At 43.0% G+C, this 24,227-nt stretch carries 23 protein-coding genes and 1 riboswitch; of the genes, 6 read left to right on the top strand and 17 right to left on the bottom strand.

Going from position 1 to position 24,227, the window contains the following annotated elements; translation table 11 throughout:
- Positions 1-40 precede the first annotated feature (40 nt).
- From AC25CA_RS02415 to AC25CA_RS02380, 8 genes are all read right to left on the bottom strand, one after another.
- Positions 41-1,348: a sensor histidine kinase gene (locus tag AC25CA_RS02415; protein WP_486815446.1), complete on the bottom strand. Its 1,308-nt coding sequence runs from the start codon at positions 1,346-1,348 to the stop codon at positions 41-43.
- Positions 1,349-1,376: 28 nt separating this feature from the next.
- Positions 1,377-2,030: a response regulator transcription factor gene (locus AC25CA_RS02410; protein ID WP_486815445.1), complete on the bottom strand. Its 654-nt coding sequence runs from the start codon at positions 2,028-2,030 to the stop codon at positions 1,377-1,379.
- Between the two features lie 112 nt (positions 2,031-2,142).
- The gene (locus tag AC25CA_RS02405) at positions 2,143-2,796 is read right to left on the bottom strand and encodes a hypothetical protein (RefSeq protein ID WP_486815444.1); all 654 of its coding nucleotides are present in this window, start codon (positions 2,794-2,796) and stop codon (positions 2,143-2,145) included.
- Between the two features lie 167 nt (positions 2,797-2,963).
- Positions 2,964-3,428 carry a 6,7-dimethyl-8-ribityllumazine synthase gene (gene ribH / locus AC25CA_RS02400; RefSeq protein WP_486815443.1) on the bottom strand — a complete coding sequence of 155 codons (465 nt, stop codon included), beginning with the start codon at positions 3,426-3,428 and terminating at the stop codon, positions 2,964-2,966.
- Complete coding sequence (locus AC25CA_RS02395; protein WP_486815442.1) at positions 3,425-4,633, bottom strand: bifunctional 3,4-dihydroxy-2-butanone-4-phosphate synthase/GTP cyclohydrolase II; 1,209 nt, start codon at positions 4,631-4,633, stop codon at positions 3,425-3,427. Before AC25CA_RS02395 ends, ribH begins: the two co-directional genes overlap by 4 nt.
- A gap of 12 nt (positions 4,634-4,645) precedes the next feature.
- Positions 4,646-5,281, bottom strand: coding sequence for a riboflavin synthase (locus AC25CA_RS02390; protein ID WP_486815441.1), 636 nt, complete (start codon positions 5,279-5,281; stop codon positions 4,646-4,648).
- Positions 5,281-6,369 carry a bifunctional diaminohydroxyphosphoribosylaminopyrimidine deaminase/5-amino-6-(5-phosphoribosylamino)uracil reductase RibD gene (ribD, locus tag AC25CA_RS02385; protein ID WP_486815440.1) on the bottom strand — a complete coding sequence of 363 codons (1,089 nt, stop codon included), beginning with the start codon at positions 6,367-6,369 and terminating at the stop codon, positions 5,281-5,283. The genes AC25CA_RS02390 and ribD overlap by 1 nt, the downstream gene beginning before the upstream one ends.
- Before the next feature lie 123 nt (positions 6,370-6,492).
- A riboswitch (FMN riboswitch) is annotated at positions 6,493-6,605 on the bottom strand.
- A gap of 353 nt (positions 6,606-6,958) precedes the next feature.
- Positions 6,959-7,666, bottom strand: a complete 708-nt coding sequence (locus AC25CA_RS02380) for a GNAT family N-acetyltransferase (protein WP_486815439.1) — start codon at positions 7,664-7,666, stop codon at positions 6,959-6,961.
- 89 nt (positions 7,667-7,755) lie between these two features.
- Between AC25CA_RS02380 and AC25CA_RS02375 the strand changes: the two genes are divergently transcribed.
- The 3 genes from AC25CA_RS02375 (at position 7,756) to AC25CA_RS02365 (ending at position 9,741) form a co-directional block, all read left to right on the top strand.
- Positions 7,756-8,142, top strand: coding sequence for a hypothetical protein (locus AC25CA_RS02375; RefSeq protein WP_486815438.1), 387 nt, complete (start codon positions 7,756-7,758; stop codon positions 8,140-8,142).
- 12 nt (positions 8,143-8,154) lie between these two features.
- Complete coding sequence (locus AC25CA_RS02370; RefSeq protein ID WP_486815437.1) at positions 8,155-8,496, top strand: GNAT family N-acetyltransferase; 342 nt, start codon at positions 8,155-8,157, stop codon at positions 8,494-8,496.
- Between the two features lie 99 nt (positions 8,497-8,595).
- Positions 8,596-9,741 (top strand): 1-propanol dehydrogenase PduQ, encoded by a 1,146-nt coding sequence (locus AC25CA_RS02365; protein ID WP_486815436.1) that lies wholly within the window; start codon positions 8,596-8,598, stop codon positions 9,739-9,741.
- 129 nt (positions 9,742-9,870) lie between these two features.
- On the opposite strand, the gene AC25CA_RS02360 is transcribed toward AC25CA_RS02365, so the two are convergent.
- The 7 genes from AC25CA_RS02360 to AC25CA_RS02330 all read right to left on the bottom strand — a co-directional run bounded on the left by AC25CA_RS02360 (position 9,871) and on the right by AC25CA_RS02330 (position 17,427).
- Positions 9,871-11,469 carry an amidase family protein gene (locus AC25CA_RS02360; protein WP_486815435.1) on the bottom strand — a complete coding sequence of 533 codons (1,599 nt, stop codon included), beginning with the start codon at positions 11,467-11,469 and terminating at the stop codon, positions 9,871-9,873.
- A gap of 119 nt (positions 11,470-11,588) precedes the next feature.
- The gene (locus AC25CA_RS02355) at positions 11,589-12,266 is read right to left on the bottom strand and encodes a Crp/Fnr family transcriptional regulator (protein ID WP_486815434.1); all 678 of its coding nucleotides are present in this window, start codon (positions 12,264-12,266) and stop codon (positions 11,589-11,591) included.
- A gap of 114 nt (positions 12,267-12,380) precedes the next feature.
- Positions 12,381-13,019 (bottom strand): YczE/YyaS/YitT family protein, encoded by a 639-nt coding sequence (locus tag AC25CA_RS02350; RefSeq protein ID WP_486815433.1) that lies wholly within the window; start codon positions 13,017-13,019, stop codon positions 12,381-12,383.
- A 34-nt stretch (positions 13,020-13,053) separates the two neighbouring features.
- Complete coding sequence (gene deoD / locus AC25CA_RS02345) at positions 13,054-13,767, bottom strand: purine-nucleoside phosphorylase (RefSeq protein WP_486815432.1); 714 nt, start codon at positions 13,765-13,767, stop codon at positions 13,054-13,056.
- A gap of 151 nt (positions 13,768-13,918) precedes the next feature.
- Complete coding sequence (locus AC25CA_RS02340; protein WP_486815431.1) at positions 13,919-14,662, bottom strand: glutamine amidotransferase; 744 nt, start codon at positions 14,660-14,662, stop codon at positions 13,919-13,921.
- On the bottom strand, positions 14,655-16,415 hold the full coding sequence (ade, locus tag AC25CA_RS02335; RefSeq protein WP_486815430.1) for an adenine deaminase: 1,761 nt from the start codon (positions 16,413-16,415) through the stop codon (positions 14,655-14,657). Before ade ends, AC25CA_RS02340 begins: the two co-directional genes overlap by 8 nt.
- The gene (locus AC25CA_RS02330; protein WP_486815429.1) at positions 16,408-17,427 is read right to left on the bottom strand and encodes a LacI family DNA-binding transcriptional regulator; all 1,020 of its coding nucleotides are present in this window, start codon (positions 17,425-17,427) and stop codon (positions 16,408-16,410) included. The genes ade and AC25CA_RS02330 overlap by 8 nt, the downstream gene beginning before the upstream one ends.
- A gap of 217 nt (positions 17,428-17,644) precedes the next feature.
- On the opposite strand from AC25CA_RS02330, the gene deoD (AC25CA_RS02325) reads away from it, so the two are divergent.
- Complete coding sequence (gene deoD, locus AC25CA_RS02325) at positions 17,645-18,361, top strand: purine-nucleoside phosphorylase (protein ID WP_486815428.1); 717 nt, start codon at positions 17,645-17,647, stop codon at positions 18,359-18,361.
- A gap of 81 nt (positions 18,362-18,442) precedes the next feature.
- Here the strand turns inward: deoD (AC25CA_RS02325) and AC25CA_RS02320 are convergent, their stop codons facing one another.
- The gene (locus tag AC25CA_RS02320) at positions 18,443-20,242 is read right to left on the bottom strand and encodes a flavocytochrome c (protein ID WP_486815427.1); all 1,800 of its coding nucleotides are present in this window, start codon (positions 20,240-20,242) and stop codon (positions 18,443-18,445) included.
- A gap of 254 nt (positions 20,243-20,496) precedes the next feature.
- Between AC25CA_RS02320 and AC25CA_RS02315 the strand changes: the two genes are divergently transcribed.
- A complete protein-coding gene (locus tag AC25CA_RS02315) occupies positions 20,497-22,203 on the top strand; it encodes a sensor histidine kinase (protein WP_486815426.1) in 1,707 nt (568 codons plus the stop codon).
- A complete protein-coding gene (locus AC25CA_RS02310) occupies positions 22,196-22,927 on the top strand; it encodes a response regulator transcription factor (protein ID WP_486815425.1) in 732 nt (243 codons plus the stop codon). Before AC25CA_RS02315 ends, AC25CA_RS02310 begins: the two co-directional genes overlap by 8 nt.
- Before the next feature lie 103 nt (positions 22,928-23,030).
- On the opposite strand, the gene AC25CA_RS02305 is transcribed toward AC25CA_RS02310, so the two are convergent.
- A complete protein-coding gene (locus AC25CA_RS02305; RefSeq protein ID WP_486815424.1) occupies positions 23,031-24,227 on the bottom strand; it encodes a non-canonical purine NTP pyrophosphatase in 1,197 nt (398 codons plus the stop codon).

Genomic DNA, 24,227 nt, shown 5'->3' with positions numbered 1-24,227 from the left:
AATCGATTGGCTAACTAAGCAATCGATTCCGGGTTTGTTTTTATAACTTACTCTTCGGAAACCACAGAATCACACGAAAACCAGATTCTCTATTTTCTGCAACTACTTCGCCTTCATGTTGCTCCATAATACGCTGTACAATGGCAAGACCCAGTCCGGTTTGACCCTGATCACCTTTTTCAAAACGAGTAAAGATTGACTGAAGCTGTGACTCAACAACACCAGGCCCGTCATCTTCCACATAAATTCCAATTCGTTTTTCTTCAACCAACACACCCAACTCTATCCCCATTTTTGCATAGCGAAAAGCATTCGATAGTAAATTTCCAATCGCCTGTCGAAATCGCTCTTCATCCATTTCCACCCATTCGTCTGCCAGCCTCTCGTATTCGATCGACAGCTCATTTTGAGCAGCAACAGGTGCATATCGTTGTTGAGTTCCCTGCAGCAATTCTGCAATATTCACTTTTTCGAGTATGATTGGCTGTGTCGACAACTTGGATAAAGTCAACACCTTCAAGGCAAACTCATTCAAACGACCCGTTTCTTCAATAATCGTCTTCAATCCATCCTCTGGAAGAATCACACCCTCTTGAATTCCCTCTGCATACCCTCGAATCGTCATCAAAGGCGTTTTTAATTCGTGAGATATATTAGAAAACAATACTTCGCGATTGCGTTCGTTCTCTTCAATGGTTTCCCTTAGCGCATCAAAAGCATAAGACAAGACCTCGATTTCATCCTCCGCTTTTTTTACCGACTTTGTCATGCCCTTTTTAGTGGAATATGCGACCATCCGCCTTTTTAAATCATGCACTGGACGACTGATTCGTCGTTGTAGCAGGCCCGCCAATAACAAGGTAAATGGCAAGGCAAATAGAAAACCAAACAAACCTGCTCTTCTACTTATTTTTGTCGCCTGATTCAATTCCTCAATTCGATAATACACATACATTGTGCCCTTAAATTTGGGGCGATCAATTTCCTGCTTCACGAAAATTATATCACCAGGCTTCTCTCCATTTCGCACATCTAAAAGCAACTGTTTCGCCTCGCTATCATTTTCACTATATATCATTCGATTTTCTTCATTGACCAAGATCAAATTCGAATCTATCAATAAAGTTAATTCCGCAGGATTTCGATTTATTTTCCGTTTTTCTCCCGCCAAAATACGCATGAGGAGCACATCATTCTCCCGTAAATAAGTTGCTTCTTTTTTCAAATCCACGCGCGCCTCCGCATAGTAAGTACGTCGTGCAATAATGCCAAAAGCAATGGAAGACAATAAAAAGAAGATCAGCAGAATCAAGACAAAACTCCATGAAATACGTTGACTAATCTTCATGTCCACCATCCATTCGATAGCCGAATCCTCACACCGTAACAATCTCTGCCTGGGCATCCGCTGTCCTCATCTTTTTTCGAATGCGTTTAATCAGATCATCAATCATTCGAGTATCTCCCAAATGATCATAATGCCAAATCTGCTCAATCAAATGTTCGCGAGAAAAGGAGATGTTTGGATGCAAGGCAAAAAAATGAAGCAACAGGTATTCGTTATTCGTTAAAGGCAAGATTCTTTCACCCACCTTTGCTTCCCGCTTCGCCTCGTTAATCATAAGATCCTGCACATAAAGAATCCTCCCCTTCGGCACAGCGGATGATTCCATACGCTTAAAGATAGTTTTTAACCGTACCACAAGTTCCCTGGGACTAAATGGCTTGGATAAATAATCGTACGCACCCAATTCCAACCCCAAAATTCGATCAATTGCCTCATCCTTGGCAGATACAAAGACAATGGGTAACTCACTCGTCTGACGGATCAGCTTACACAGCTCAAGGCCGTCCATCTTTCCCGGCATCATAATATCCAAGATCATGGCGTCTGGCTCTTGATAGGCGAACGCATCTGCTGCTGCCGCAGCATTGGCGAAAACCTCAACCCCATAACCTTCCTTCTCCAGATAAGACCGTATCAATTCCCGTATATTTCGTTCATCATCAACAACAAACACTCGTTTCATACAATCCTCCTATCTTAAGTCTACCATAGGATTGTTTGATTCTTTTAAAGCAGATGTGGAAATTCCATGAAAAATCACCGAAGATACCCTTCGGTGATTGATCATCAAACTCCTATAAGCTTAAAAACAACTCATATCGTTGCTCATGCAAGTCGGTTCTCGTATCCATTTCATCCAAAATGTCTTGCAAAAGTTCGGCAATCGCATCTTCATCTGCCGCTGTAATCGCTACTTTCAATTCCTCACGAATCTTTTTTCCCTCTTCTCGTTTTGCTTTCAACTGCTCTTGAATCGAATTCAATGATGCACGCATGGTGCTATCCACTCCAAGGATCTCATCGAAGTTCTCTTGGCGCCATTCTTTCATGGCTTGACCCGCTTCTTCGCGAGTCGCTTCGCCATTTTTCACTTTTTCTCGCCACTCTTTTGCCAATGCCTTGCCATCCACCCTTGATGCTTCAAAAGCTTCCTCATGAACCTCTCTCAACTCTTCTCGCAGCTCCTTAATGTCCTCTTTGAGTTCTTTTCCATCTTCTAGCTTGCTCTCGAAAGCACCCAATTCGCCCGGCAAGTAGTCTTTAAAAAGTTGCTCTAACCGCTCTGCTGTTTGGCCCGGCTTTCCTTTCTCTCGATTTGTCCGCTCAATATTTGCACGCCCCAAATCAAACTTTTTTTCACCCATCGGAGCTGTTTCATCAGCAAAAGCCATACTTGCCGAACCTGCGATCAAACCACCTACCAATACTGCAACAATCCACTTTTTCATGTTATTTCCTCCTTTTAAGATCCCATCTTGCCTTCTGGCCGATCGGGTTGTTGTTTCTACAATTGCAGTTTATCAAGCAGATGTGGAGGATTCTTGGTAGAGATGTGTAAATTCGATGGAAATGAAAAAAGACCCGTTCACATTGAACGGATCCATTTTATCGTTATCTATTGAAAGCTTTTATTTAAATTGGCCATTTCAATAGCTGCTACCGCCGCTTCAAATCCCTTATTACCTGATTTCAAGCCTGCACGGTTGGCTGCCTGATCGATGGTGTCTACGGTTAATACCCCAAAGATTACCGGCATTTGGAACTCCAGATTTAAGACTGCAACGCCCTTAGTGACCTCTCCAGAAACATATTCGAAATGAGGCGTTTCACCTCGAATCACAGCACCCAAGGCAATGATTGCATCAAAGCGTCCAGTGGCTGCCATACGTTTCGCCATTAAAGGAATCTCAAATGCACCCGGTACTCTCACCAGCTCCACATCTTGCTCATTACCTCCGTGTCGTTTGATGGCATCCATCGCACCACCCAATAATCGTTCCCCAATCATATCGTTGAAACGAGCAACTACAATCCCAATCTTCAATCCCTCTGCTGTTAAATTTCCTTCCCATACTTTCATGCCATTTCCTCCTTCATATTCAAGATGTGACCCATTCGATCACGTTTCGTTGCTAGATATTTATGATTCTGCGCCTGATCGAATCCTTCGATTTGCACGCGCTCAACAACCTTGACTCCCTCAATGACCATTCCGTCGATTTTCTCCGGATTATTGGTCATCAGGCGAATCTCACTGGCGCCCAAGCTCTTTAGAATCTCGGCACCCACCCAATAATCCCGAGCGTCTTCCTCAAATCCCAATGCCAGATTGGCATCTACCGTATCCATCCCAGCATCTTGCAGGGCATAGGCGCGAACCTTGTTTTTCAAGCCAATTCCGCGACCTTCCTGGCGCAGATACACCAAAACGCCTTGACCTTCCGCTTCAATCTGAGACAAAGCACGGCCCAATTGATCCCCGCAATCGCAGCGCAAGGATCCGAAGGCATCACCGGTGAGGCATTCTGAATGAACACGAACCAATGGCGTCTTGCCGGTAAAGTCCGTTCCCTTCACCAAGGCGACATGATCTTCGCCAGTGCGCGGATCTACGTAACTGATCATTTCAAATGACCCGTATTTTGTCGGCATGTGCGCCTGAGAGACACGAATAACGGTCTGTTCTTGCTTCTTTCGATATTCAATCAAATCGGCAATAGAAACCAACAGCAATTCATGCTTCTTTGCGAATTCAACCAGGTCTGGCAATCTTGCCATGGTGCCATCATCTTTCATAATTTCACATATAACACCCGTTGGAGAAAGGCCTGCCAACCTTGCAAAGTCCACAGCCGCTTCCGTATGCCCGTCGCGCTCTAAAACGCCGCCGTTTTTTGCGCGCAAGGGGAAGATATGTCCCGGTCGCGTAAAGTCTGCCGGCACCGCCGTTGGATCTGCCAAACGCTGTAGGGTTCTCGCTCTTTCCGCTGCGGAAATACCCGTAATCGATGTTCGATCATCCACACTCACGGTAAAGGCTGTCTCTTTGGGATCCGTGCTGTTGATGACCATCTGTGGAATCTCAAGTTCGGCCAAACGATGTGCTTCCATGGGCGCGCAAATCAATCCGCGACCCCAAGTTGCCATAAAATTCACATCGTCAGATGTTACTTTTTCCATGGCCATTAGCAAGTCGCCCTCATTCTCACGGTTCTCGTCATCTACCACAACCAACATTTTCCCTTCTGCTATTGCTTGAATTGCATCTTCAATCTTTGCAAACATAATTTTTCCTCCTTAAGCTTTCTGTAGAAACGCGCCCCAATTCATTTTGGGTTCCAACGCCCCCTGATTCGTAAATTGAAATATATATTTTCCGATCATATCAGTTTCCAGATTCACCAGATCTCCGATTTTAACACTTCCCAATGTTGTTTCTGTACGGGTATGCCCGACCAAGGAAACCCAAAAGGATGTCGCTGTACAAGACGCGATTGTCAAGCTGATGCCTTGCATCGTGATGGATCCTTTTTCAATCAGCATCCTGCCTGCCAACTCATCAATGGAGACTTCCAGCAACACTGCATTGCCTTCCGGCCGCATGGTCAAAATTTTTCCAATCGAATCCACATGCCCCGACACCATATGACCACCCAATCGATCCTGCAAGCGTAAAGCTGGCTCCAAGTTCAAAGAAGCGCCAGGCTTCAATGTCGAAAATGCAGTTCGCCTCATGGTCTCCGGCATGACATCGGCGCAAAATCCCTGGTCGGAAAAAGCTGAAACAGTTAAACACACACCATTGGTCGCAATGCTATCTCCCATCTGGCTAATTGCTTTCATCATCGGCGCTTGAATCCAAAGACGTACACCATTTTGCTTATTTTCAATTCGTTCCAGCTTACCTATTTCCTGAATAATTCCTGTAAACACTAGCCTCTCACCCTCCCTCGTATCATTAAGTCGCGACCAATTGGCCGAATTTCTTCAAAATCCAAATCAATACAATCATCAAGCACAGGAATTCCAGCGCCCGCGACCGACGTTTTTGCCTTCTCTCCTCCAACAATTTTCGGTGCCATAAAAATCACAACTTCCTGAACCAATCCCGCCTTTAACATAGCTGCATTTAATCCGCCTCCACTCTCCAAAAGAATGCTGGCAATGTTTTTATTGCCCAAGTTTTCAAATAGCTCCTGCAGATCCAAATGGCCGTCAGCTTCATTCACAACCATAATCTCTACATGGGAGGCAATTGACTCTAGCTCCAAATGAGCCATCGCGCGTTTCCCAACTACCCAGATCGTCTTTGCTTTTCCGGTTGCCAATAGATGATGTGTTCTTGGCAGCGCCCCCAACTGATCCAAAACAACCCGAATAGGTTGAGCCACCTTTCCCTCCAGTCGTGCTGTCAATCTAGGATTGTCAGCAAAGGCAGTTCCCGTCCCCACAAGAATCGCATCCATCTCATGGCGCATACGATGCACTTCCATTCTTGATGCCTCTCCGCTGATCCATTGGGAATCACCTATGGTGGTTCCTGTTTTTCCATCTAAGGTGACCGCCGTTTTCATCACACAATAGGGGATTCGATGGGTGATAAAGTGAATAAAACTTCGATTCAAGGCTTTCGCCTCTTCTTCCATCAATCCAAGCTCTACCACGATTCCGGCTTCTCGAATTCTTTTGATGCCTCGACCAGCCACTTTCGGATTTGGATCCTTCATGGCAACGACAACCCTCGCCAATTTGTGGCGTATAATCGCATCGGCACAGGGCGGTGTCTTCCCATAATGGGAACAGGGCTCCAGATTCACATAAAGGGTTGCGTCCTTGGCATCTTCTCCAGCTATGGCCAAAGCCACCGCTTCCGCATGAGGCCCGCCAAACCTTGCATGCCACCCTTCTCCAATCACCTCGCCATCTTTGACAATGACTGCACCTACTAATGGATTGGGCGAGACCCACCCTTTTCCTTTCTCTGCCAATTCCAATGCTTGCTTCATCCATTGACCTTCCATGCTTTCCTCCCAATAAAAAAAGCCCCGAACAAAATGTTCAGGGCGCTAGCTTCATCCTCGCCAATAATTTGACGATTACAATCACGCTTCCATCAAAGAAATTCCACCTCCTTTGACACAATCGTGTCTCTTCTTCCATCCAGACTGTACTGTCGGTTCTGGAATTACACCAGATCAGCTTGCGCTCGCGGACTATCACCGCCGGTCGGGAATTTCACCCTGCCCTGAAGAGTATTCAATTAACTTAATTCAGTATATATTGTTTGATATCAAACTGTCAAGAATGATGATGAATATTTTCCATTGAATTTTTTTTGGAAATATTTATCATCCTAACTATCAACCTTCAAGAAATTATATAGTTGCTGTTTCAAATACGCTCATGTTTTTAGAGCGGATTTAACAGCATAGATGGTTTTAATTGGAATATTTAACAGTTTAACTACTTCTCTCGAGAAATATTGCCATTTCTGTTACATCCACTTTCGTAATTTAAGTGGATTAACAGCATGTCTCAAGATTTTGAAATATTTATCATCCTAGCTTTCAACCTTCGAGAAATATTGCCATTGCTGTTTCCGACTCCCTCTTACTTCAATTTCACCCAATGAACCTTTCGTTCCTCTTCAAAACCCAATTTCTTGGCCAGTCGAATGGAAGACGTGTTCTCCTCTTCGATATGGACAAAGGGTGTCTTCCCTTTGCGCTTCACTCGCCGAATCATCTCACAGGTCAAGGCAACGGCATAACCGCGACTGCGATAGTCCGGCAAAACATGCAAGAATCCTATGGCTCCATCATCATGGGTCATGACCCAGGCAACCAAACGTCCATCCTGTCGAATCCCAATCGCAGGTCCTTTTTGAATCATTTCACGAATATATAAGATCGATGTAAAATTCGAATACGCGCCATTTTTGAAAATCCACTCTGCATCCTCGATGGACAAGGGTGTAATCGGTGCATCGATCACTGGAATCACTTTGGCTTCTGGATAAAAAAACTTGATACATGACAACTTCCAATCCAAAGTTCCTTCCGCCTCAACTAGCGGCACCATCCAGTCTTCCAAAATCGCAAAATACTTCTCATTGCTCAGTTCACCCAAAAGACTCTTAAATTCATCTTTCGAATTGCTGCTGATATAGTTCCAGGCGTGATCACTGTTCCCACGCACGCGGATGGTATCACCCACTTGATCTACCCGATCCACCGGATAAGATTCAATAAAGTTGATGACATTGATATTCTTTTTTTCGTCTCGTTTCAATTTTCTCACCAATTCCTTTTGATTCATGGCAACCCCTCCGTTTTATTTAGTTTATCATAGTTTATCTTCTTGTTTATAAATAAATCCTATCTTATACTGAAAACAGAGGTGATTTGATGAACAAAATTCAATGTGAAGAGATCAATCTAAAGAGACTAATGAACACCAACCCTCTTGAGACGCTCTCCATCCAGTATATCCTGAAAAATAAACCCAAACTCATCTGTTACACAGATTCAATCGATCATCCAAAGGGAATTCTCATTCAAAGTGGATATCTCCATTATACTTTCGCAAAAGACCTAGCCTTTATTGAGGATCTACTGAACCACTTCAGCCAGCCCGGTGAATACGGATTTGCAGGTATCCCACGAGAAATTGCCACTTTGATACGCGCTCGATTTGAGGTTGAATGGTCCAACCCCTGCACAGCATATACCCTCAATAAAGACGATTACCATCCAGAACGACAAATCCACAAAACGAAACCCTTGCGCTTATAAGACGCAGAACTGGTGAATCGACACTATCCTTATCGTGGAGACCACACCCTAAAAATGATTCGAGAAGATATTCTTCTTCGACCATCTGCCGCCATTTTTATCGATGAGCAACCCGTCGCTTGGGCACTCCAACATCCTGACGGCACCATCGGTATGATGCATACCATAGAGCAACATCGAAACAAAGGCTACGCCAGAGACACCACCCTCGGTATTATTCAAACGCTTATACAGAGGGATGAAATCCCTATCGTTCAAATTGCAGATACCAATACAGCATCTCAAGCTTTGGCAAAATCCTGCGGGTTTAAAGCCTTCGGAACGGCTGATTGGTTCGGCATTCTTGTCAAATAACAAAATAATAGCAGAACCCGCCAACAAATTGAATCCGCCTTTCTCCTCAATTGAGGTAGGATAAGAAGAGAAGCGATGGTCGATCGTTTGGAGGGTATTATGAAATTTCAATCAAAAACAGAAATCCACTATGGACAACATTCCATTGATTACGTAAAAACACTCAACGCAAAGTTCGCCTTTGTCGTTGCCGATGAATTAATGGTGAAACTTGAATTGGTAAAAAAAGTAACGGATCTTTTAGACCTACAAGGCATTCCCTACGAAGTCTTTGATTCTATTGAACCGAATCCATCCTTAGAAACGGTTAAGCAGGGCTTAGACAAAATTATCAAAAGCAAACCAGACTTGCTAATTGCAGTGGGTGGCGGTTCTGTCATCGACGCAGCAAAAGCGATTATGTATTTCTGCATCAAAACCAAGGAAGAACTAATTGAAAGTGACGCCATTCGAAAGCCATGGTTTGTAGCCATTCCTACAACAAGCGGAACCGGATCTGAAGTCACCGCCTTTTCTGTGATTACCGACACTCAGCGGCAGATTAAAATTCCAGTCGTCAGCACGGTCATGATTCCAGATGCGGCGATCCTAGATCCCGAATTCACGCGAACCGTACCGCCATTTGTTACTGCGGATACAGGTATGGATGTCTTGGTCCACGCCATTGAAACCTATGTCTCAAAAGAGGCTTCAGACTTCACAGACATCTACGCAAAGAAAGCAATCAAACAAGTCTTTACTTACTTGGTTCGCGCTTATAAAAATGGAAATGATATGGAAGCCAGACAAATGATGCAGGAAGCGTCCTGTATGGCTGGCATCGGCTTCACGAATGCGGGCTTGGGTGTCAACCACAGTTTGGCACATGCCGTTGGGGGGCATTTTAAGATTTCCCACGGTCGCGCAAATGCGATACTCTTGCCGACCGTTATTGCCTATAATGCAAGATTGAATAATCCCCTCCACTCCGTGGCAGCACGATATACTTCTCTTGCCAAAGCGCTGGGCTTTCCAGCTGATACCGAAGAAGAAGGCGTACAAAGTCTCGTTGCCGCCGTGCAATATCTCAACCGACAACTTGAAATCCCTAGTTGTTTCGAAGTACATGGCATTGATCCCATCACCTACATGGCACAGATCGACATCATGACCAAGAATGCCATGGAAGACACGTGTACACCTTCAAATCCGAGAAAACCTCAACCAAAGGATCTCAAGGATTTATTGATAAAAGCCCTATATTAACACCCCATAACCATGAACACCCTATAAGAAACCAGCCATCTCGTTCGAGTGGCTGGTTTCTTGTGAAAACACATTATACTAATATCGCGCATTGCCATCCTTAGCTAAATCACTCATGCCAATACTCCCTTATTTTAAAACCGGAATTTTTCTATGGTTTGTGTTAACCTCATATCCATATCCAAGTTCGATAAGTGCGCCATCAGTGTTTTTACTCCCAATTATTGTGACACCATAAGGTTCCCCAGAATCTCTGAACCCCGATGGAATGGTAAGTGCTGGATAACCGGCCGGTGCATATATACCAGATAACTCGTTGCTAATCGATATAATCGCCTCAATTTTATTTTCCTGTAAAACCTTATCGATTGCTGTACGAGAGATCATTCGATTATTGCTAACTATTTTTTCATACTCCGCATGCGTTACTTGCGAGTCCAATCCACTTTGGAGATATGTTTGTCCAAATGGCATTCTAGATTCGTCTTCTTTATTAAATGCCACGATTTGACTTAAGTTTTTCATATCCGATCGAACTGCATCATTTGATAGAAATGCATTTACATCATTTTTTATCCCAAACGATAAAACAGTAAGCATATCTATTTCACTTACAGAATCGTCAAATTTAACTTCTACAACTTCAGCTCCAAGAGATCTAAATTCCTCCACGATTTGTTTGAGTTCTATAGATCCATTATCAACAAAGCCTAATTTTTTCCCCTCTAAACTCACTGAATCCAAAGTTGTATCCAGGCTTGTCAAATCAAAACTATCGATAATAGTTGTCGCTTGATCATTTTCATCTTTCCGGATCATCACTTTAAATATGATTCTCAAGTCACCTACGGATCTAGCTATAACACCCGCCGTATCTTGTGCTTCTGAAATTGGTACAATTAGATCCCTACTAAGAAGCCCCATTGTTGGTTTTAGGGCAACAACACTGTTTTGCCCAGCTGGGAATATCAAGGATCCGGCTGTTTCAGACCCAATGGTTACCGTTGAATAGTTTAAGCTTGCTGCAACACTTGAACCTGCACTTGATCCACCCACATCATATTTTCCATAGGCATTTTTGGTTTGACCCCCTAATACTGAAAATCCACTACTGGAGGGACTCGACATGAAATTTGACCATTCACTGAGATTTGCTTTGCCGAGTATAATGGCACCGTTTTCAATTAGAGCTTCAACGATAAAGGCATCTCTTGTTGTTTCCAAATCTTTTAGTGCATACGCTCCTGATGCTGTATTCATATCTTTTGAAGCAACATTATCTTTTATCAGAACAACAACACCATCAAGCTTGCCAAGACCTTGTCCATTTTCAATTTTATTATCGATGTTTCTTGCATACTCTAATGCATTGGGGTTTAACTGAATAACCGCATTATAATTGCCATCATTCTCTTTGATCCGATTCACGTAAAAGAGTACAATTTCTTCACATGTTAAATTTCCATTCAAAAGATTAGCTCTTACTGATTCTATACTTTTTTCAACAATATACGATTCTAATTCAACTATTCTTTTCTCATCAATGCCAGCTAGAGACTCCTCATACTTTGAAAAATCCAGCTCTCGCTTATACGCTGATATCTTTTCATTATCCACTTGCATAACAACTTGATCCATTGATTTTATTATGCTCTTAACAACAATAAAACCTCCTGCAGCAATGATGACTACAACAATAACAATCCCTATCATTATTTTCTTAAACATACTGAACTCCCTTAATGTATTCATTTGTAAACACTTGGTTTTTGATTATTTCTACGTACTTTTATCAAACTGAGTGATCTCGTAAGACTTAATAAGAACGAAGCCCACCGAATATATTCCTATTCTTCCAATGTATCCACTATTTCATCATATTCATCTCGATTAATTTCCATCTTTCCTTTGACTATGCGGATTAACCTCTCATCTTTCAGCTCCCGAACACATCGCTCCACACTACGTAGGCTAATCCCTAGCTCGTCCGCAATCTGTTGCCTTTTAACTTGTACACGTAGCGTTTCTGACTTTGCCTCCTCATATGCCTCCACCAGATATTTCTTCAGCAAATAAATGCTTGGATAATAAAATGGAATACCCGCTTCTCGAGTTGCTTCATTCAAACGCTTCGCCATATATTTCAGCAGGAAAATTGCTGCATGAGAATCACAACGTATCCAGTCCCAAAAATCTTCTTGGTGAATCAACAGAAATCGACACTTTGTAACCGTCTTGACGGTTGCAGATAATTCGTTAATCTCAGCCAAAACCTCCTGCTCTCCGATCAATTTTAGTCCTTTGATCTTCCCTAAAACGTAAAGCTGCCCATCCTTGAATGAACGCAAAACATCACATTCTCCCTCGCAAAGGATATATACGTATGTCATTTTTTCAAACTTTCTCATAATCTCAACTTGAGGAGCAATATGTTTAACTCGACATCGTTGCATAATCTCCTGTGGCATATCACGGATCAAATCCTTCAACTCTTCCGATTCATTCTGAAGTTCTTCCATTCGCATATTCGACACCTCCAATAGGGTTTTCTTCCCTTTATTGTCTTAGAAATTTTGGTAGATGTCAATTCATACAAAAAGATCCCCTTTCCTTTTTGGAAAGGGGATCAAGCTTATCTTCTATGCCTCGACTAGAGCAGTCGATTTATTTCGATTCAATAACTCCAAGGTCATTCCGATGACCCGACCAGTTGTCAACGTAACCACGATGGTACCGACATTAATAAGACCAAAACCATTATGGCTGAGTAGGCTAACCGCTAGGGCCGCCACTAGAAAAGACATATCGGAATACACCTTTGCTGTCGCAATGGTGGTCTTAAATATTTTTTTTATGGCAAATTGATATTCTTCTACCGGAGAGATAATACCACTGAATATCAAGAGACTGATACCCATTCCCGCCGTTATAATCATCGATAGAAACACGACTAAGCGAATCATCAAAGATTCGTAGGCAACATCTCCTGCCAATAGCACATAAAAGAAATCAATAAAGCTACCGAACATAAAGGAAACTAGCAAAGCACTCCAATTGAATTTCTTCTTTTTCGAAACAACCATGTTGAATAAAATGAAAAGAAATCCAGTGGTCCAACTAAATATTCCCATGGTCAAACCCGTTGCTTCCGAAATATTGCCCAATAAGCCATTATAGGCATTCAAACCAAAATTGGCTTTAATCGACATCACGATTGAAAAGGAGGCTACAATCACACCGAGAATGGAGATCATCCATCTTTTTGTTACTTCTTTCATACTTTATCCTCGCTTCGTTGAAACACCTTCTTGCTTACTCAGCCATTTCCAATGCAATTTCCATCATCTTGGTAAAAGCTGTTTGTCGCTCTTCTGAAGTTGTCTCTTCTTTTGTCAAGGCATGATCCGATACCGTTAACAAGCATGCCGCTTTCTTGTTCAACAATTTCGCATTGGCGCAAAGTCCGAAAAATTCCATCTCCATGGCAATAATCGCTTTCTCTTCATAACGCTTCTTGCGTTCTTCTGAAGGTTGCGCATAAAATACATCACCTGAGCTTACACAACCTTTTGTAACCGGAATGTTCATTTCATTCGCAATCGATTCCAATTTCGCAGTCAACTCGGCATCCGCCTCAAAAACGTCCTCTTCATATCCAGCTAACTCTTGTCCATATGTCGATCGACTATAGCAGCTTGTGGCCAAAACGACATCATACAAGTCTAAATCCAAAGTATTGGCACCACAAGAACCGATTCGAATAATATTCTCAACGCCATAGAATGCGTAAAGTTCGTATGAGTAAATTCCAACAGATGGAATCCCCATGCCATGACCCATAACTGATATTTCTCGTCCCTTGTAGGTTCCTGTATAACCCAGCATGCCACGAACGCCGTTAAACTGTTTCACATCTTCTAAAAATGTTTCAGCAATAAACTTCGCGCGCAATGGATCTCCTGGCATTAGAACCGTTTTCGCAACTTGACCCATTTTCGCTTCAATATGTGGTGTAGGTATATTCATTTCATTTCCTCCAAAGTTTTAATTTAATTGCTTTTTAGATTTCATTTAATCATTGTTATTAGTATATCGGAATTTCATCCATTTAAAAATGCCATATGGCACTTTCTTTCAAAGAAAAAAATCGCCTCAGCCAAAAGCTGAAGCAATTTTACTATTTGCACATCCAATCCATCATGTTCACCCAAAATGTCTTGTAATGTTCCCAATTCACAAACTCAGGTGGTGCCCAATGTGGTGAGCAATCCGAAGTAAAGACTGACGTCTTACCTTTGCCAACTTCGCGAATCGCTACAAATGGATCACCATTCACAGTTGCAAGGACTTGTCCCTCCACAATTGCTTGTGTTTGATTGTAACCTAAGAATGCCGGCCACTCCTTTGGAATTCCCTTGAAAATTTCATGATCCGATTCGATCACTGGAACAACCCCTTGCGGATTTTCCATTCGATCATCGCGGTCAAACATAGCAACTGGAAGAATCTCAGCCACTGCCGTGTGATTGTATTGTCCTTTGGCGTCGATTCCCATAAAGGTCAGGTAACCGCCTACCATACAAAGAGAACCACCGGCCTTCACATAATCCGCAATCACATTCAAACGATTCGGACGCGCTTGACTTCTCATAAAGGTATCCATCGGCAATAGCAAGGTATTAGCGCCAATATCTGACAAGATTACAGCGTCATACTCATTCAACTCTTCCACCGTGTAAGGGAATGCTTCCCCTGCTATATGGTTGGGCAAGAATGTTATCTGGTAGCCGCCACCTTCTAAGGCATCTCTTAACCATTTGATTCCTTCTTCATATACGGAAGTCGTAAAAGAATCAAACCCCTTAACATGGGTCGTATGACTCATCCATGATTCACCTGCAATTAATACTTTTTTACTCATTTTCTTTTCCTCCTTGTTCAAATAATGGAATCCAAGACTGATGAATTACATCCACCAATCCCATATCCGTTAATCGGATCTCCGGGATCACCGGCAAGGCAAAAGCCGCTACCTGAATGATCGGAGATACCGCATCAATACCAAAGCTTATGATGGTTTCTTTCAGCTTTTTAGTCTCGACAGCCATCTCTGCCAAGCCTTTTTTCGACATCAGTCCTGCAATTGGCAGTTCCACCATCGCAAGCTGTTTCCCATCTTTCACACAGACAATGCCTCCACCGGATGCAAGCAAAGCTTCTGCAGCAATCTTCATATCGTGAGGATCCTTACCAACAACCACCAAATTATGACAGTCATGAGAAACCGTGCTGGCAATCGCCCCTTCTTTCAGACCAAATCCTTGAATGACTCCAAGTGATCGATTTCCATTGACCCCATGTCGTTCAAAAACTGCCAATCGACAAAGCTCAACGTCATCCATGACCACCAAACCAGATTCAACGGGAAATTCCCGGACCACTCGTTTGGTCAGAATATGAGTTTCTGGCGTATAGGCAATCACATTCAATCGAACCACATCACCTGAGGCTCGCACCTCAAAATCGGCTTCCGTAATCGGACGATCCAAATGAACTGAATTATGTTCCTCTACTGGATGAGATGGCACTGTCACTTCAACCGTCATTGCACCCGCTTTTGCAACCAATTCTCCAGCAACAAAGACCTCGTCAACAGTAAATTCTTCCAAATCTTCTACTAGAATCAGATCCGCACGTTTTCCAGGTGTTAAGATGCCGCGGTCCCTCAAGCGCAAAAGCCGCGCACCATGTAGGGTTGCCATTCGCAAAATTTCAATTGGTGGCATGCCCAAGGCAATGGCCCGACGAATCCCGTGATCCAAATGCCCCTCTTGTAGAAGGTCATCCGGTTCCCGATCATCGGTACATAGCGTCGTCGTATCTGGATATTGTAATTCCTTGATCACCGGCACCAAGGCTTCTAAGTCATGAACAATCGAGCTTTCTCGACATTCCAACACCATGCCGGCACGCAATTTTTCTCGAGCCTCCTCGCTAAAGGATGTTTCATGATCCGACTCGATTCCCGCGCTTAAATAGGCTGACAAATCACGTCCACTTAAAGACGGCGCATGCCCCTGCACAAAAAGTTTGGCCTCTTTGCCAGCACCAACAATCCCGCTCATTCGTTCGCTTTGCTCGAGAACACCCACAAAATCCATAACCTCGCCAATACCAATCATACGCTCAAGCTTAAGCATCTCTTTGATCTCAACTGGACCAAAAGCAGCCCCAGCTGTTTCCATTCCCGGTACTGACGGCACACAGGATGGTGCCAAAACAAAGATGCTTATGGGAATTTCTTCACTGGATTCGACAATATACTTCACACCAGCGGTTCCCAAAACATTGGCAATTTCATGGGGATCGGCTGCAATGGTCGTCGTACCTCGCGGTACAATCGCTTCGGCAAAGTGCGCCGGATTCATCATACTGCTCTCAATATGCACATGGGTATCAATCAACCCTGGCAAGGCATGCTTGCCCTGAGCATCGTAATAACTTTTTGCCTCCAAACCTCTTTCATTCGGTTGGCTAACATGAGCAATTTTACCATCGGTAATTCCGATCTCCGCCGGATAGATCTCCCGAGTGATCAAATTTACATACTTCAAATTTCGGATCACCAAATCAAAGGGAATTGTTCCCTTTGCCGCTTGTATCACTTTATCCATTAGGCACCTCTTTCTTTAGGCAAACACTATCTCGAATTACCAATTCCGGTTCAAACATCGTATTTTCTTTCGGCTGGTTTCCCGATTGAATCCATGCAACAATTTGTTGTACCGCCGTTTTTCCCATTTCCGTATTGGGCTGATGAATCGTCGTTAATGGCGGAATCATCGCCTGTGAAATCATTAAATCGTCAAATCCAACAATGGACAAATCTGACGGAATTTGAATTCCTTCTTCATAGCACGCCTTATAAGCGCCATAGGCCATCCAATCATTGGCAATAAAACAAGCCGTAATGTCCTTGTCCTTCAAGCGCCGAATGCCCGCTTCGCCGCCAGCCATCTGATAATCGCCTTCCACAATCAAATCTTGATTCCATTTGATCCCGGCTTCGTTCAATGCATCTTGGTATCCTTTATATCGCTCCGCGGCTGAACGGTTCTTCAGTGGTCCCGTGATACAGCCAATGCTTCGATGCCCCGCTTCAATCAGGTGCTTGGTTGCAAGATAAGCTCCTTGACGGTTTTCAAAACCAACGCTGGCTTCCGTTTGATCACGTCCCCGCCGATCTAAAAAAATCAGCGGCTTTTGAATTTCCTTTCGAATCCGCCTTTCAGCATGCTCAACAACTGCCGCTGAAACTAAGATCACCCCATCTACATTTTGCTTACGCAAAAGTTGTAAATACTCAACTTCTTTCTCTGGACTCTCGTCCGTATTGCAAAGAATAACGTGAAAGCCCGCCTTACTTGCCGCATCTTCAATCCCACGTGCCATGCTAGCGAAGTAGGGATTGGTAATATCGGGAATAAGAAGCCCCAAGGTGCTGGTCTGCTTGGTAATCATGCTCCGAGCAATTCCATTGGGCACATATTGCTGTTCCTCAATGATTCGAAGCACCCGTGCTTTGGTTTCCGCTCCAATGGATTGATCCTTTCCGTTGATCACCATAGACACCGTTGTTATGGAGACCCCAGCCATTTTTGCGATTTCTTTCATTGTCACACTCATACTCTCACCACCGATTAATCGTTTTAGTAAAACGTTTTATTAACATCTTCATTTTATTACCTACAATGTTTATTTGTCAATTCTTTTTTTCAATCTTGTCTCTTGCCCTAGGACGATGGTCCCTTATCCATAATAAGAACATGCAAAAACCAGAAAAGAAGGGTACACTATTAGGGAAAGGTTTTCATAGAATACAAATTTGAGAGGAGACTAACCAATGAATATCCCAACTCCACACATCGGTGTCAATCAACAAGGCATCGTTGCAAAGACCGTTTTAATGCCCGGAGATCCGCTTCGCGCAAAATTTATTGCCGACACATTTCTAGAAGACGCAGTGCAATTCAATAATGTGCGAGGTATGCTTGGTTTTACCGGCACCTACAAAGGCAAGAAAATTTCTGTTATGGGTTCCGGAATGGGCATGCCAAGCATCGGCATCTATTCCTTTGAATTGTTCCAATTCTACGGAGTAGAAAACATTATCCGCATCGGTTCTTGCGGCGCATATACCGACGAGCTAGAACTCTATGATGTCATTCTTGCAACGGACGCCTATAGCGAGTCCGCTTATGCCAAGGTCCAAAGTGGGTCTGAAGACGATGTCATGCTTCCTTCTCCAGAGCTGAACGACAAGCTTGAAGGCTTTGCAAAAGAACTGGAAATCGACTTGCACAAATGCCGTATCCATTCCAACGATGTTTTCTACAATGGACAAGAAGGTTACTTTGAAATGGTCCGTGATAAACATGGCTGTAAAGCGGTTGAAATGGAATCCTTTGCACTTTTTGCCAACGCCAAAGCGACAGGCAAAAAAGCTGCCTGCCTATTGACCGTATCTGACTCACTGGTTACTCACAAGGTAACAACAGCTGAAGAAAGACAAAATGCTTTTACTGAAATGATGAAAATCGCCTTGGAAATGGCGGAGTAATGCCCCTATGAATTGAAGGTCAGAATCGATAACACGAAAAAATCCCGGAATCTTAAGATTCCGGGATTTTTATATCTTTGATTATTTGCCTGTTGCTACGTTCTCACCAGCAATTCGACCGAATACAGTGATATCGGAAATGGCGCAAGTACCCACACGGTTGTTTCCGTGAATACTTCCTGTAACCTCACCTGCTGCATATAGACTTGGAATGATATTACCCTCCGTATCAAGCACATGAGCATCTGTATCAATCATAACGCCACCCATTGTATGATGAACAGAAACAATACCTTTTAGAATGAACCAAGGACCCTCATTCATTGGCACCATGGCAGTTGTGCGTCCGAATTCTAGATCCACACCCTCTGTCATGTATTTGTTGTAATTATCCATTGTTTTCACAAGATTGTCCGCATTAATTTCGAAGTACGCTGCAACCTCTTCAAGCGTGTCCGCTTTGTAATAAACACCACCATCCAGGCATTTCGCGTACTCATCTGCAAATTTGACTTCCATGTTTAGTCGATCTGCAACCTCTTGGTTGTAAATTGCATAAACAGCACCTTCTTGCGCCAAAATCGCTTCGGCACGCACATCGCGCATACCCATCTCATTCACAAATCGATTTCCATCAATATTCACATAAATCAAGCCTTCACCGCTCCAGCTCGGCGCTTCAATTCCGTAGAAGACGCCTGTCATTGGATTGTTGAATGGGTACAGTTGAATATGCTCCATTCCCTCAAGCTGTGCACCAATTCTCTCTGCCATCAAAATGCCGTCGCCGACGATCGCTGGAGAGTTTGTTGTCTGTACAGACTCATCCAATGTTGGCCAGCGTTTGTTATATTGCTCACGCATCTCAATATTTGCGCCAAAACCACCAGCCGCAAGAACAACACCTTTGTCCGCTGTGAATGTCGCTGTGCTTTCCCCAGCTGAAACTTGAACGCCAACAACTCGACCAGTTTCATCTTGAACAAGATCTTCCGCTTTTGTATTGTACATGATCTGTACGCCAAGTTCTTCCGCTTTTTTTACCAGCGGTGTAATCATACCAGCACCCAACTCGATCGGTTCAACAGCACGAGCTACGCTGTGTCCACCTTCGTGTACCAAATAATCCTGATATTCAACACCCACATAATCTCGCAACCAAAGCGCCGCATCCAATGCGTTGTTTACGACTGTGTCGACCATTTCTTTGCGAGCAAGCATTCCGCCGCCTTCCCACATCTCTTTAGCAAATTGCTCGTTGCTGTCTTCGATCCCTTTTTCAACCTGAAGCCAGTTTCCCGCACATGCCAGTTCCGCATAAGAAAGGAGTGTGTTTCCGCCTGCAAATGGCATCTTTTCAATTACAACAACATTTTCAGCACCGCTTACTTTTGCTTTAATCGCCGCTGAAAGACCAGCACCACCGGCACCGATAACCACAACATCATAGGTTGCATCTTCAATGGTAACCTGCGCCGCCGCTGTTTCGTTTTTGATCTGTAGTGCCGAAACATCTACACCAGCTGCTTGAAGAGCCGCTGTAACTGCAGCGATGACACCATTTGAAGCATTGGTTGCACCGGTAATTGTATCAACAGCAAGTGTTTGTCCTGCAATGATTGCTGCAGGAATGTCTTTTAACGGTGCATCCGCCAAACCCGCTGTTTCCGCATGTTCTTTCACTGTAATTTCAGCGATCTCTGAATCCGTTAGTACCACTTCAACAACAATGTCGCCATTGTTCCCTTTTCCTACACCCTCGTAAGTCCCTGCTGTATATTTCCCAGCAGCCTCTTCAGGATTACTTTCTGTTTTAGCAGCACAGGCAACCATAGTAAATGCCATACATGCAACTAATAAGATACATAAAACTTTCTTCATCTTCATTACTCCCCTACATTTTTTTCGCCAACGCTTCATTTGTCCGATAAAGCTTGTTATAATAATAACATTCTCAAGTTTTTTTGTATTTGCATAGGCTCTTCATGTTTTTATACTTTACACTCACATTAAGCTGAAAGTTTATAAAATCCCATCATTTTTTTGCACTTTGCTTTCATCACGGCAAAAAAAAGATATACTATGATTCAGAAAGTAATACGAATACTTAAGATAACTTCTAAGAGGTAAAACCTATGTCTATTAAACATAAAATCGTGTTGATTATCACACTCTGTCTTTTAACTTCATTTCTCATATTTTACGCCACAACCGGTTCCAGTGTCAGAACGGAAAACACAAGAGCCACCACTGAGCAAACCAGCATTCTCATTGACTCCAAATCTCGTGAAATCGGTCTACGCTTATTCAATGTAATCAGCGAGTTCAGACTCTTGTCCCAAATGCCTGCCTTCAAATCTATGGATATGCGGGTTACCATCCCCTATATCAACAACATCCTTGATATGAAAGGGGAAACCTTTGGTGAAACATCCGATCTCTTCGCCTACGGGGCACTGAACGGCAAGAGTTGGGTCAATGGAGAGCAAACGTTTGAGTTGATCACGCGGAAGGAATTTCTGAAAATTAAAAATTCCACATCAGAATATATTGTATCCCAACCAAAGAAGGTTGAATACCTGAATTCCGATGTGGTCCTCATCTATTATCCGATCATCAACTACAAAGAACTGAAAGAAACCTTATTTATCGGCGGAATCAAAGTCGATAAACTGAGCGAATTGATGCGTCAAATCGACGTGTACGGCGGAAGGTCTTGGATCATGAACTCCGATGGCTTGGTTTATACCATGAATCCGATCGAATTTTCTCATGTGATGAGTTTTGAAGACAAAAAAAATTTATTAACCAAAATCAATCCCATCCAGTCGGGAATGATCGATATGAATGATAGCACCATTTTCTATTCTCCTGTGCCCTATTCTCAAAACTGGATCCTCTGCACGGAAATTGACAATGCCACCATGTTTGCCAACACCAATAAAATCACAAAGAATATGCAACTCATTGTGATCGTCATGATTCTTATTGGTACGTTAATCGCCTATGCAGCATCTGTTAGCATTGTAAAACCCATTAATAATCTGCAACAGAAGATGATCCATGTAAAGTCAGGCGACCTAAATGCCTATTACACCGACAAAGGCAAAAACGAAATTTATTATTTGGGTCAAACATACAACCTAATGTTGGACACCATCAAGGACTTATTTACAAAAATTACTGCTACCGAAGAACAAAAACGCAAAGCCTATTTAAACGTTTTGCAGGCACAGATCAATCCCCATTTTTTATACAACACCCTCGCATCTTTAAAATGGCTTTCTCAGAAGCAAGGTGCCGATGATGTTGCGGAGTATATCGACTGCTTATCCAACTTCTTTCGAGTTTCTTTAAGCGAAGGCGCTGAAACCATTACCTTGAAAAATGAAATTCTCCATGCGGAAAGTTATTTAAAAATCCAGCATTTTCGATATAGTGAAAAAGTTTTCTACGACTTTTATGTCGACGAGGATCTGCTTTCAATATCGGTTCCCAAACTTATTTTGCAACCGCTCATTGAGAATTCAATCAATCATGGATTAAAGCACAAGAAAAAACCTGGGTTTATCCAAATCATTTGCAATCAACGCGAGGATCAATTGGTCATCACAGTGACCGATGATGGAATCGGAATGACCGAAGAACGGTTAACACAAGTCAGAACCAATCTGGAAAACAATATTTCTGAAGATAATTTTGGACTCAACAATATTTCGCAGCGATTAAAACTTCATTATGCGGAAAAATCCGAATTCAATATTCAAAGCAGTTTCCGCCAAGGAACCTCGATTGAACTGGTCATCCCCTGCCTTAAAAATGAAGGAGAACAAGATGTATAAAATACTGATTGCCGATGATGAAAGTATCATCAGAAATAACATAGAAAACCTGCTGCAACCATTCAACCAATCATTCGAAACCATTGTCAATGCAGAAGATGGTTTAGATGCTCTCTTTAAGATAAAAGAATTCAATCCTCAGATTGTTTTGTTTGATATTAACATGCCCTTTCTAAATGGCCTTGATGCAATCAAAAAAATCCGTCAACAAGATCAAGAGATCATCATTATCATCATATCCGGCTATAATAAATTTGAATATGCCCAAGAAGCCATCACCAATCGAGTCCATTCGTATTTGCTAAAACCCATCAATGAAAAAGAATTCCATAGGGTCATACAATCCGCGATCAATTGCCTAGATGGCAAATGTAACCAAAAAAAATCGCAAGAAAATCTACAAACCACCGAAAATCATGTGATTCAATATATGATCAACCATCTTTCCGATACAAACTTAAATGTTAGCACGGTCTGCAGCTATTTCCATCTAAGCTCTTCAAGTTTTGCCCGTTTAATCAAAAAACAAACCGGCTATCATTTTACCGACTATTTAACGAAAATTCGAATGGAGAATGCCACAACGTTGCTGGAAACCAGCAACGAGCTTTCTATCAAAGAAATCTCGGAAAAATCAGGTTACAACAATCAGCATTATTTCAGCCGGGCATTCAAAAACTATACCGGGGTATCCCCAAAGAAATATAAGGATAGCTTGCGCTAGCCATGCCTTCTCCCTGCCTTTCGTCCGATCCCATAGAAAAAACCTAGAAAGCATGCCTAACCGGCATCACCTCTCTAGGTTTTTTAAAAAATCGCTATTCATTCTATTCTCCCAATTCTTCTCGTATTGCCGCAATACACCCTTCCATCCATTGGATCTTCCGGTTGAAAATTCGTTTACCTGCTTCCGTTTTCAATCGGCGAGCCTCCCGACGCACTTCAGGAAAATATCGTAAAATTCGACCATAAACATCTTCATAACAAGCATGGGGGTTTTCAACCACTTCGCTCATAGCATCAAGCAAGACCGCAAGCGCCCCCTTCTCATCCAATGTATCCGCATCCATCAGCACGCGCATTTCAACAGACAAGGCTAAGTCCTCTTCCTTTCGACTATGATTGCGAACAAGTGAAATGACGTCTTCTGCCCGATCATATGGATGTATGGCAAAGAATTTACTCGCCTTTTCCGCTGCAATTTCCGCGTGGGGCCGCGCCCTATCGTACCCGCAATCATGTAACCAAGTAGCTAATTCAATCATCTCCCAATCGCCACCCTCTTCTTTTTGAAGCCGTTTTGCCCACGACAATACCCGATTGGTATGCGCCCATCGGTCACGAAAGCTCCGATTCAATCGATCCCGCACCGGATTTTTCTCCATCTGCTCGCGTGCAAACTCTCGTGCTAAACCACAAATATCACTAGTCTCCAAATGCATGGTCAAAAAATTGTAGATGCGTCGATCAAAGCGATTGCTTTTTGCAAGGCGCTGTTCCGGCGTAATTTCCGTTTTATATTGATTTAGCTCCGGGTCGATCTCCAAGGCACTGATTGGCTGACCCAAAATCTCAACTAAACTGGCTTCTGCCGTTAGAAAAGTTTCTTCTCGATACTCATTTTCAAAGAGTTGCCCCCCTTCATCAATCAAAACAAGCCAGTCCAACCAATAGCCTGGAGACCGCCCCCCCAAGGTGACCAATAGGTTTTGATAGTAAACAAACATCTCTTCGTCATTCAACTCCACGCCATTAACACGACGTACAAATACCCCTGGTTGCTTGTCTGCCGGTAGCTTATCCAAATACAAACCGGAATCAACAGCAAAGGTTGGAGTTCCCGCTTGCGCATAAAAAGCTTTTGCCTTCAATCTTGCATTTTCTAGGGGCGTTTGCCCCGTTTCTTCCACATCTATTTGAATCCCCAAGTCCTGAGGCCCAACAATATCGATATTCGATTCTCGAAAAATAGCCTGAATCCTCTTCAATTTTCCGGGATTATTAGTTCCATATAATACCTGCAT

The sequence above is a fragment of the Gottschalkiaceae bacterium SANA genome, assembly GCA_036323355.1.
Lineage (GTDB): Bacteria > Bacillota > Clostridia > Tissierellales > GPF-1 > GPF-1.
This window is presented reverse-complemented; position numbering and strand designations above follow the sequence as displayed.

Bases quoted from the DNA above. Each gene is read 5' to 3' on its own strand.
- ribH (WP_486815443.1), bottom strand. From the start codon at position 3,428: ATGAAAGTATGGGAAGGAAATTTAACAGCAGAGGGATTGAAGATTGGG.
- AC25CA_RS02315 (WP_486815426.1), top strand. From the start codon at position 20,497: ATGTCTATTAAACATAAAATCGTGTTGATTATCACACTCTGTCTTTTA.
- AC25CA_RS02365 (WP_486815436.1), top strand. From the start codon at position 8,596: ATGAAATTTCAATCAAAAACAGAAATCCACTATGGACAACATTCCATT.
- AC25CA_RS02375 (WP_486815438.1), top strand. From the start codon at position 7,756: ATGAACAAAATTCAATGTGAAGAGATCAATCTAAAGAGACTAATGAAC.
- AC25CA_RS02395 (WP_486815442.1), bottom strand. From the start codon at position 4,633: ATGTTTGCAAAGATTGAAGATGCAATTCAAGCAATAGCAGAAGGGAAA.
- ade (WP_486815430.1), bottom strand. From the start codon at position 16,415: ATGGATAAAGTGATACAAGCGGCAAAGGGAACAATTCCCTTTGATTTG.
- AC25CA_RS02305 (WP_486815424.1), bottom strand. From the start codon at position 24,227: ATGCAGGTATTATATGGAACTAATAATCCCGGAAAATTGAAGAGGATT.
- AC25CA_RS02310 (WP_486815425.1), top strand. From the start codon at position 22,196: ATGTATAAAATACTGATTGCCGATGATGAAAGTATCATCAGAAATAAC.
- deoD (WP_486815432.1), bottom strand. From the start codon at position 13,767: ATGAATATACCTACACCACATATTGAAGCGAAAATGGGTCAAGTTGCG.
- AC25CA_RS02330 (WP_486815429.1), bottom strand. From the start codon at position 17,427: ATGAGTGTGACAATGAAAGAAATCGCAAAAATGGCTGGGGTCTCCATA.
- AC25CA_RS02410 (WP_486815445.1), bottom strand. From the start codon at position 2,030: ATGAAACGAGTGTTTGTTGTTGATGATGAACGAAATATACGGGAATTG.
- AC25CA_RS02350 (WP_486815433.1), bottom strand. From the start codon at position 13,019: ATGAAAGAAGTAACAAAAAGATGGATGATCTCCATTCTCGGTGTGATT.
- deoD (WP_486815428.1), top strand. From the start codon at position 17,645: ATGAATATCCCAACTCCACACATCGGTGTCAATCAACAAGGCATCGTT.
- AC25CA_RS02355 (WP_486815434.1), bottom strand. From the start codon at position 12,266: ATGCGAATGGAAGAACTTCAGAATGAATCGGAAGAGTTGAAGGATTTG.
- AC25CA_RS02405 (WP_486815444.1), bottom strand. From the start codon at position 2,796: ATGAAAAAGTGGATTGTTGCAGTATTGGTAGGTGGTTTGATCGCAGGT.
- AC25CA_RS02320 (WP_486815427.1), bottom strand. From the start codon at position 20,242: ATGAAGAAAGTTTTATGTATCTTATTAGTTGCATGTATGGCATTTACT.
- AC25CA_RS02360 (WP_486815435.1), bottom strand. From the start codon at position 11,469: ATGTTTAAGAAAATAATGATAGGGATTGTTATTGTTGTAGTCATCATT.
- ribD (WP_486815440.1), bottom strand. From the start codon at position 6,369: ATGGAAGGTCAATGGATGAAGCAAGCATTGGAATTGGCAGAGAAAGGA.
- AC25CA_RS02415 (WP_486815446.1), bottom strand. From the start codon at position 1,348: ATGAAGATTAGTCAACGTATTTCATGGAGTTTTGTCTTGATTCTGCTG.
- AC25CA_RS02340 (WP_486815431.1), bottom strand. From the start codon at position 14,662: ATGAGTAAAAAAGTATTAATTGCAGGTGAATCATGGATGAGTCATACG.
- AC25CA_RS02380 (WP_486815439.1), bottom strand. From the start codon at position 7,666: ATGAATCAAAAGGAATTGGTGAGAAAATTGAAACGAGACGAAAAAAAG.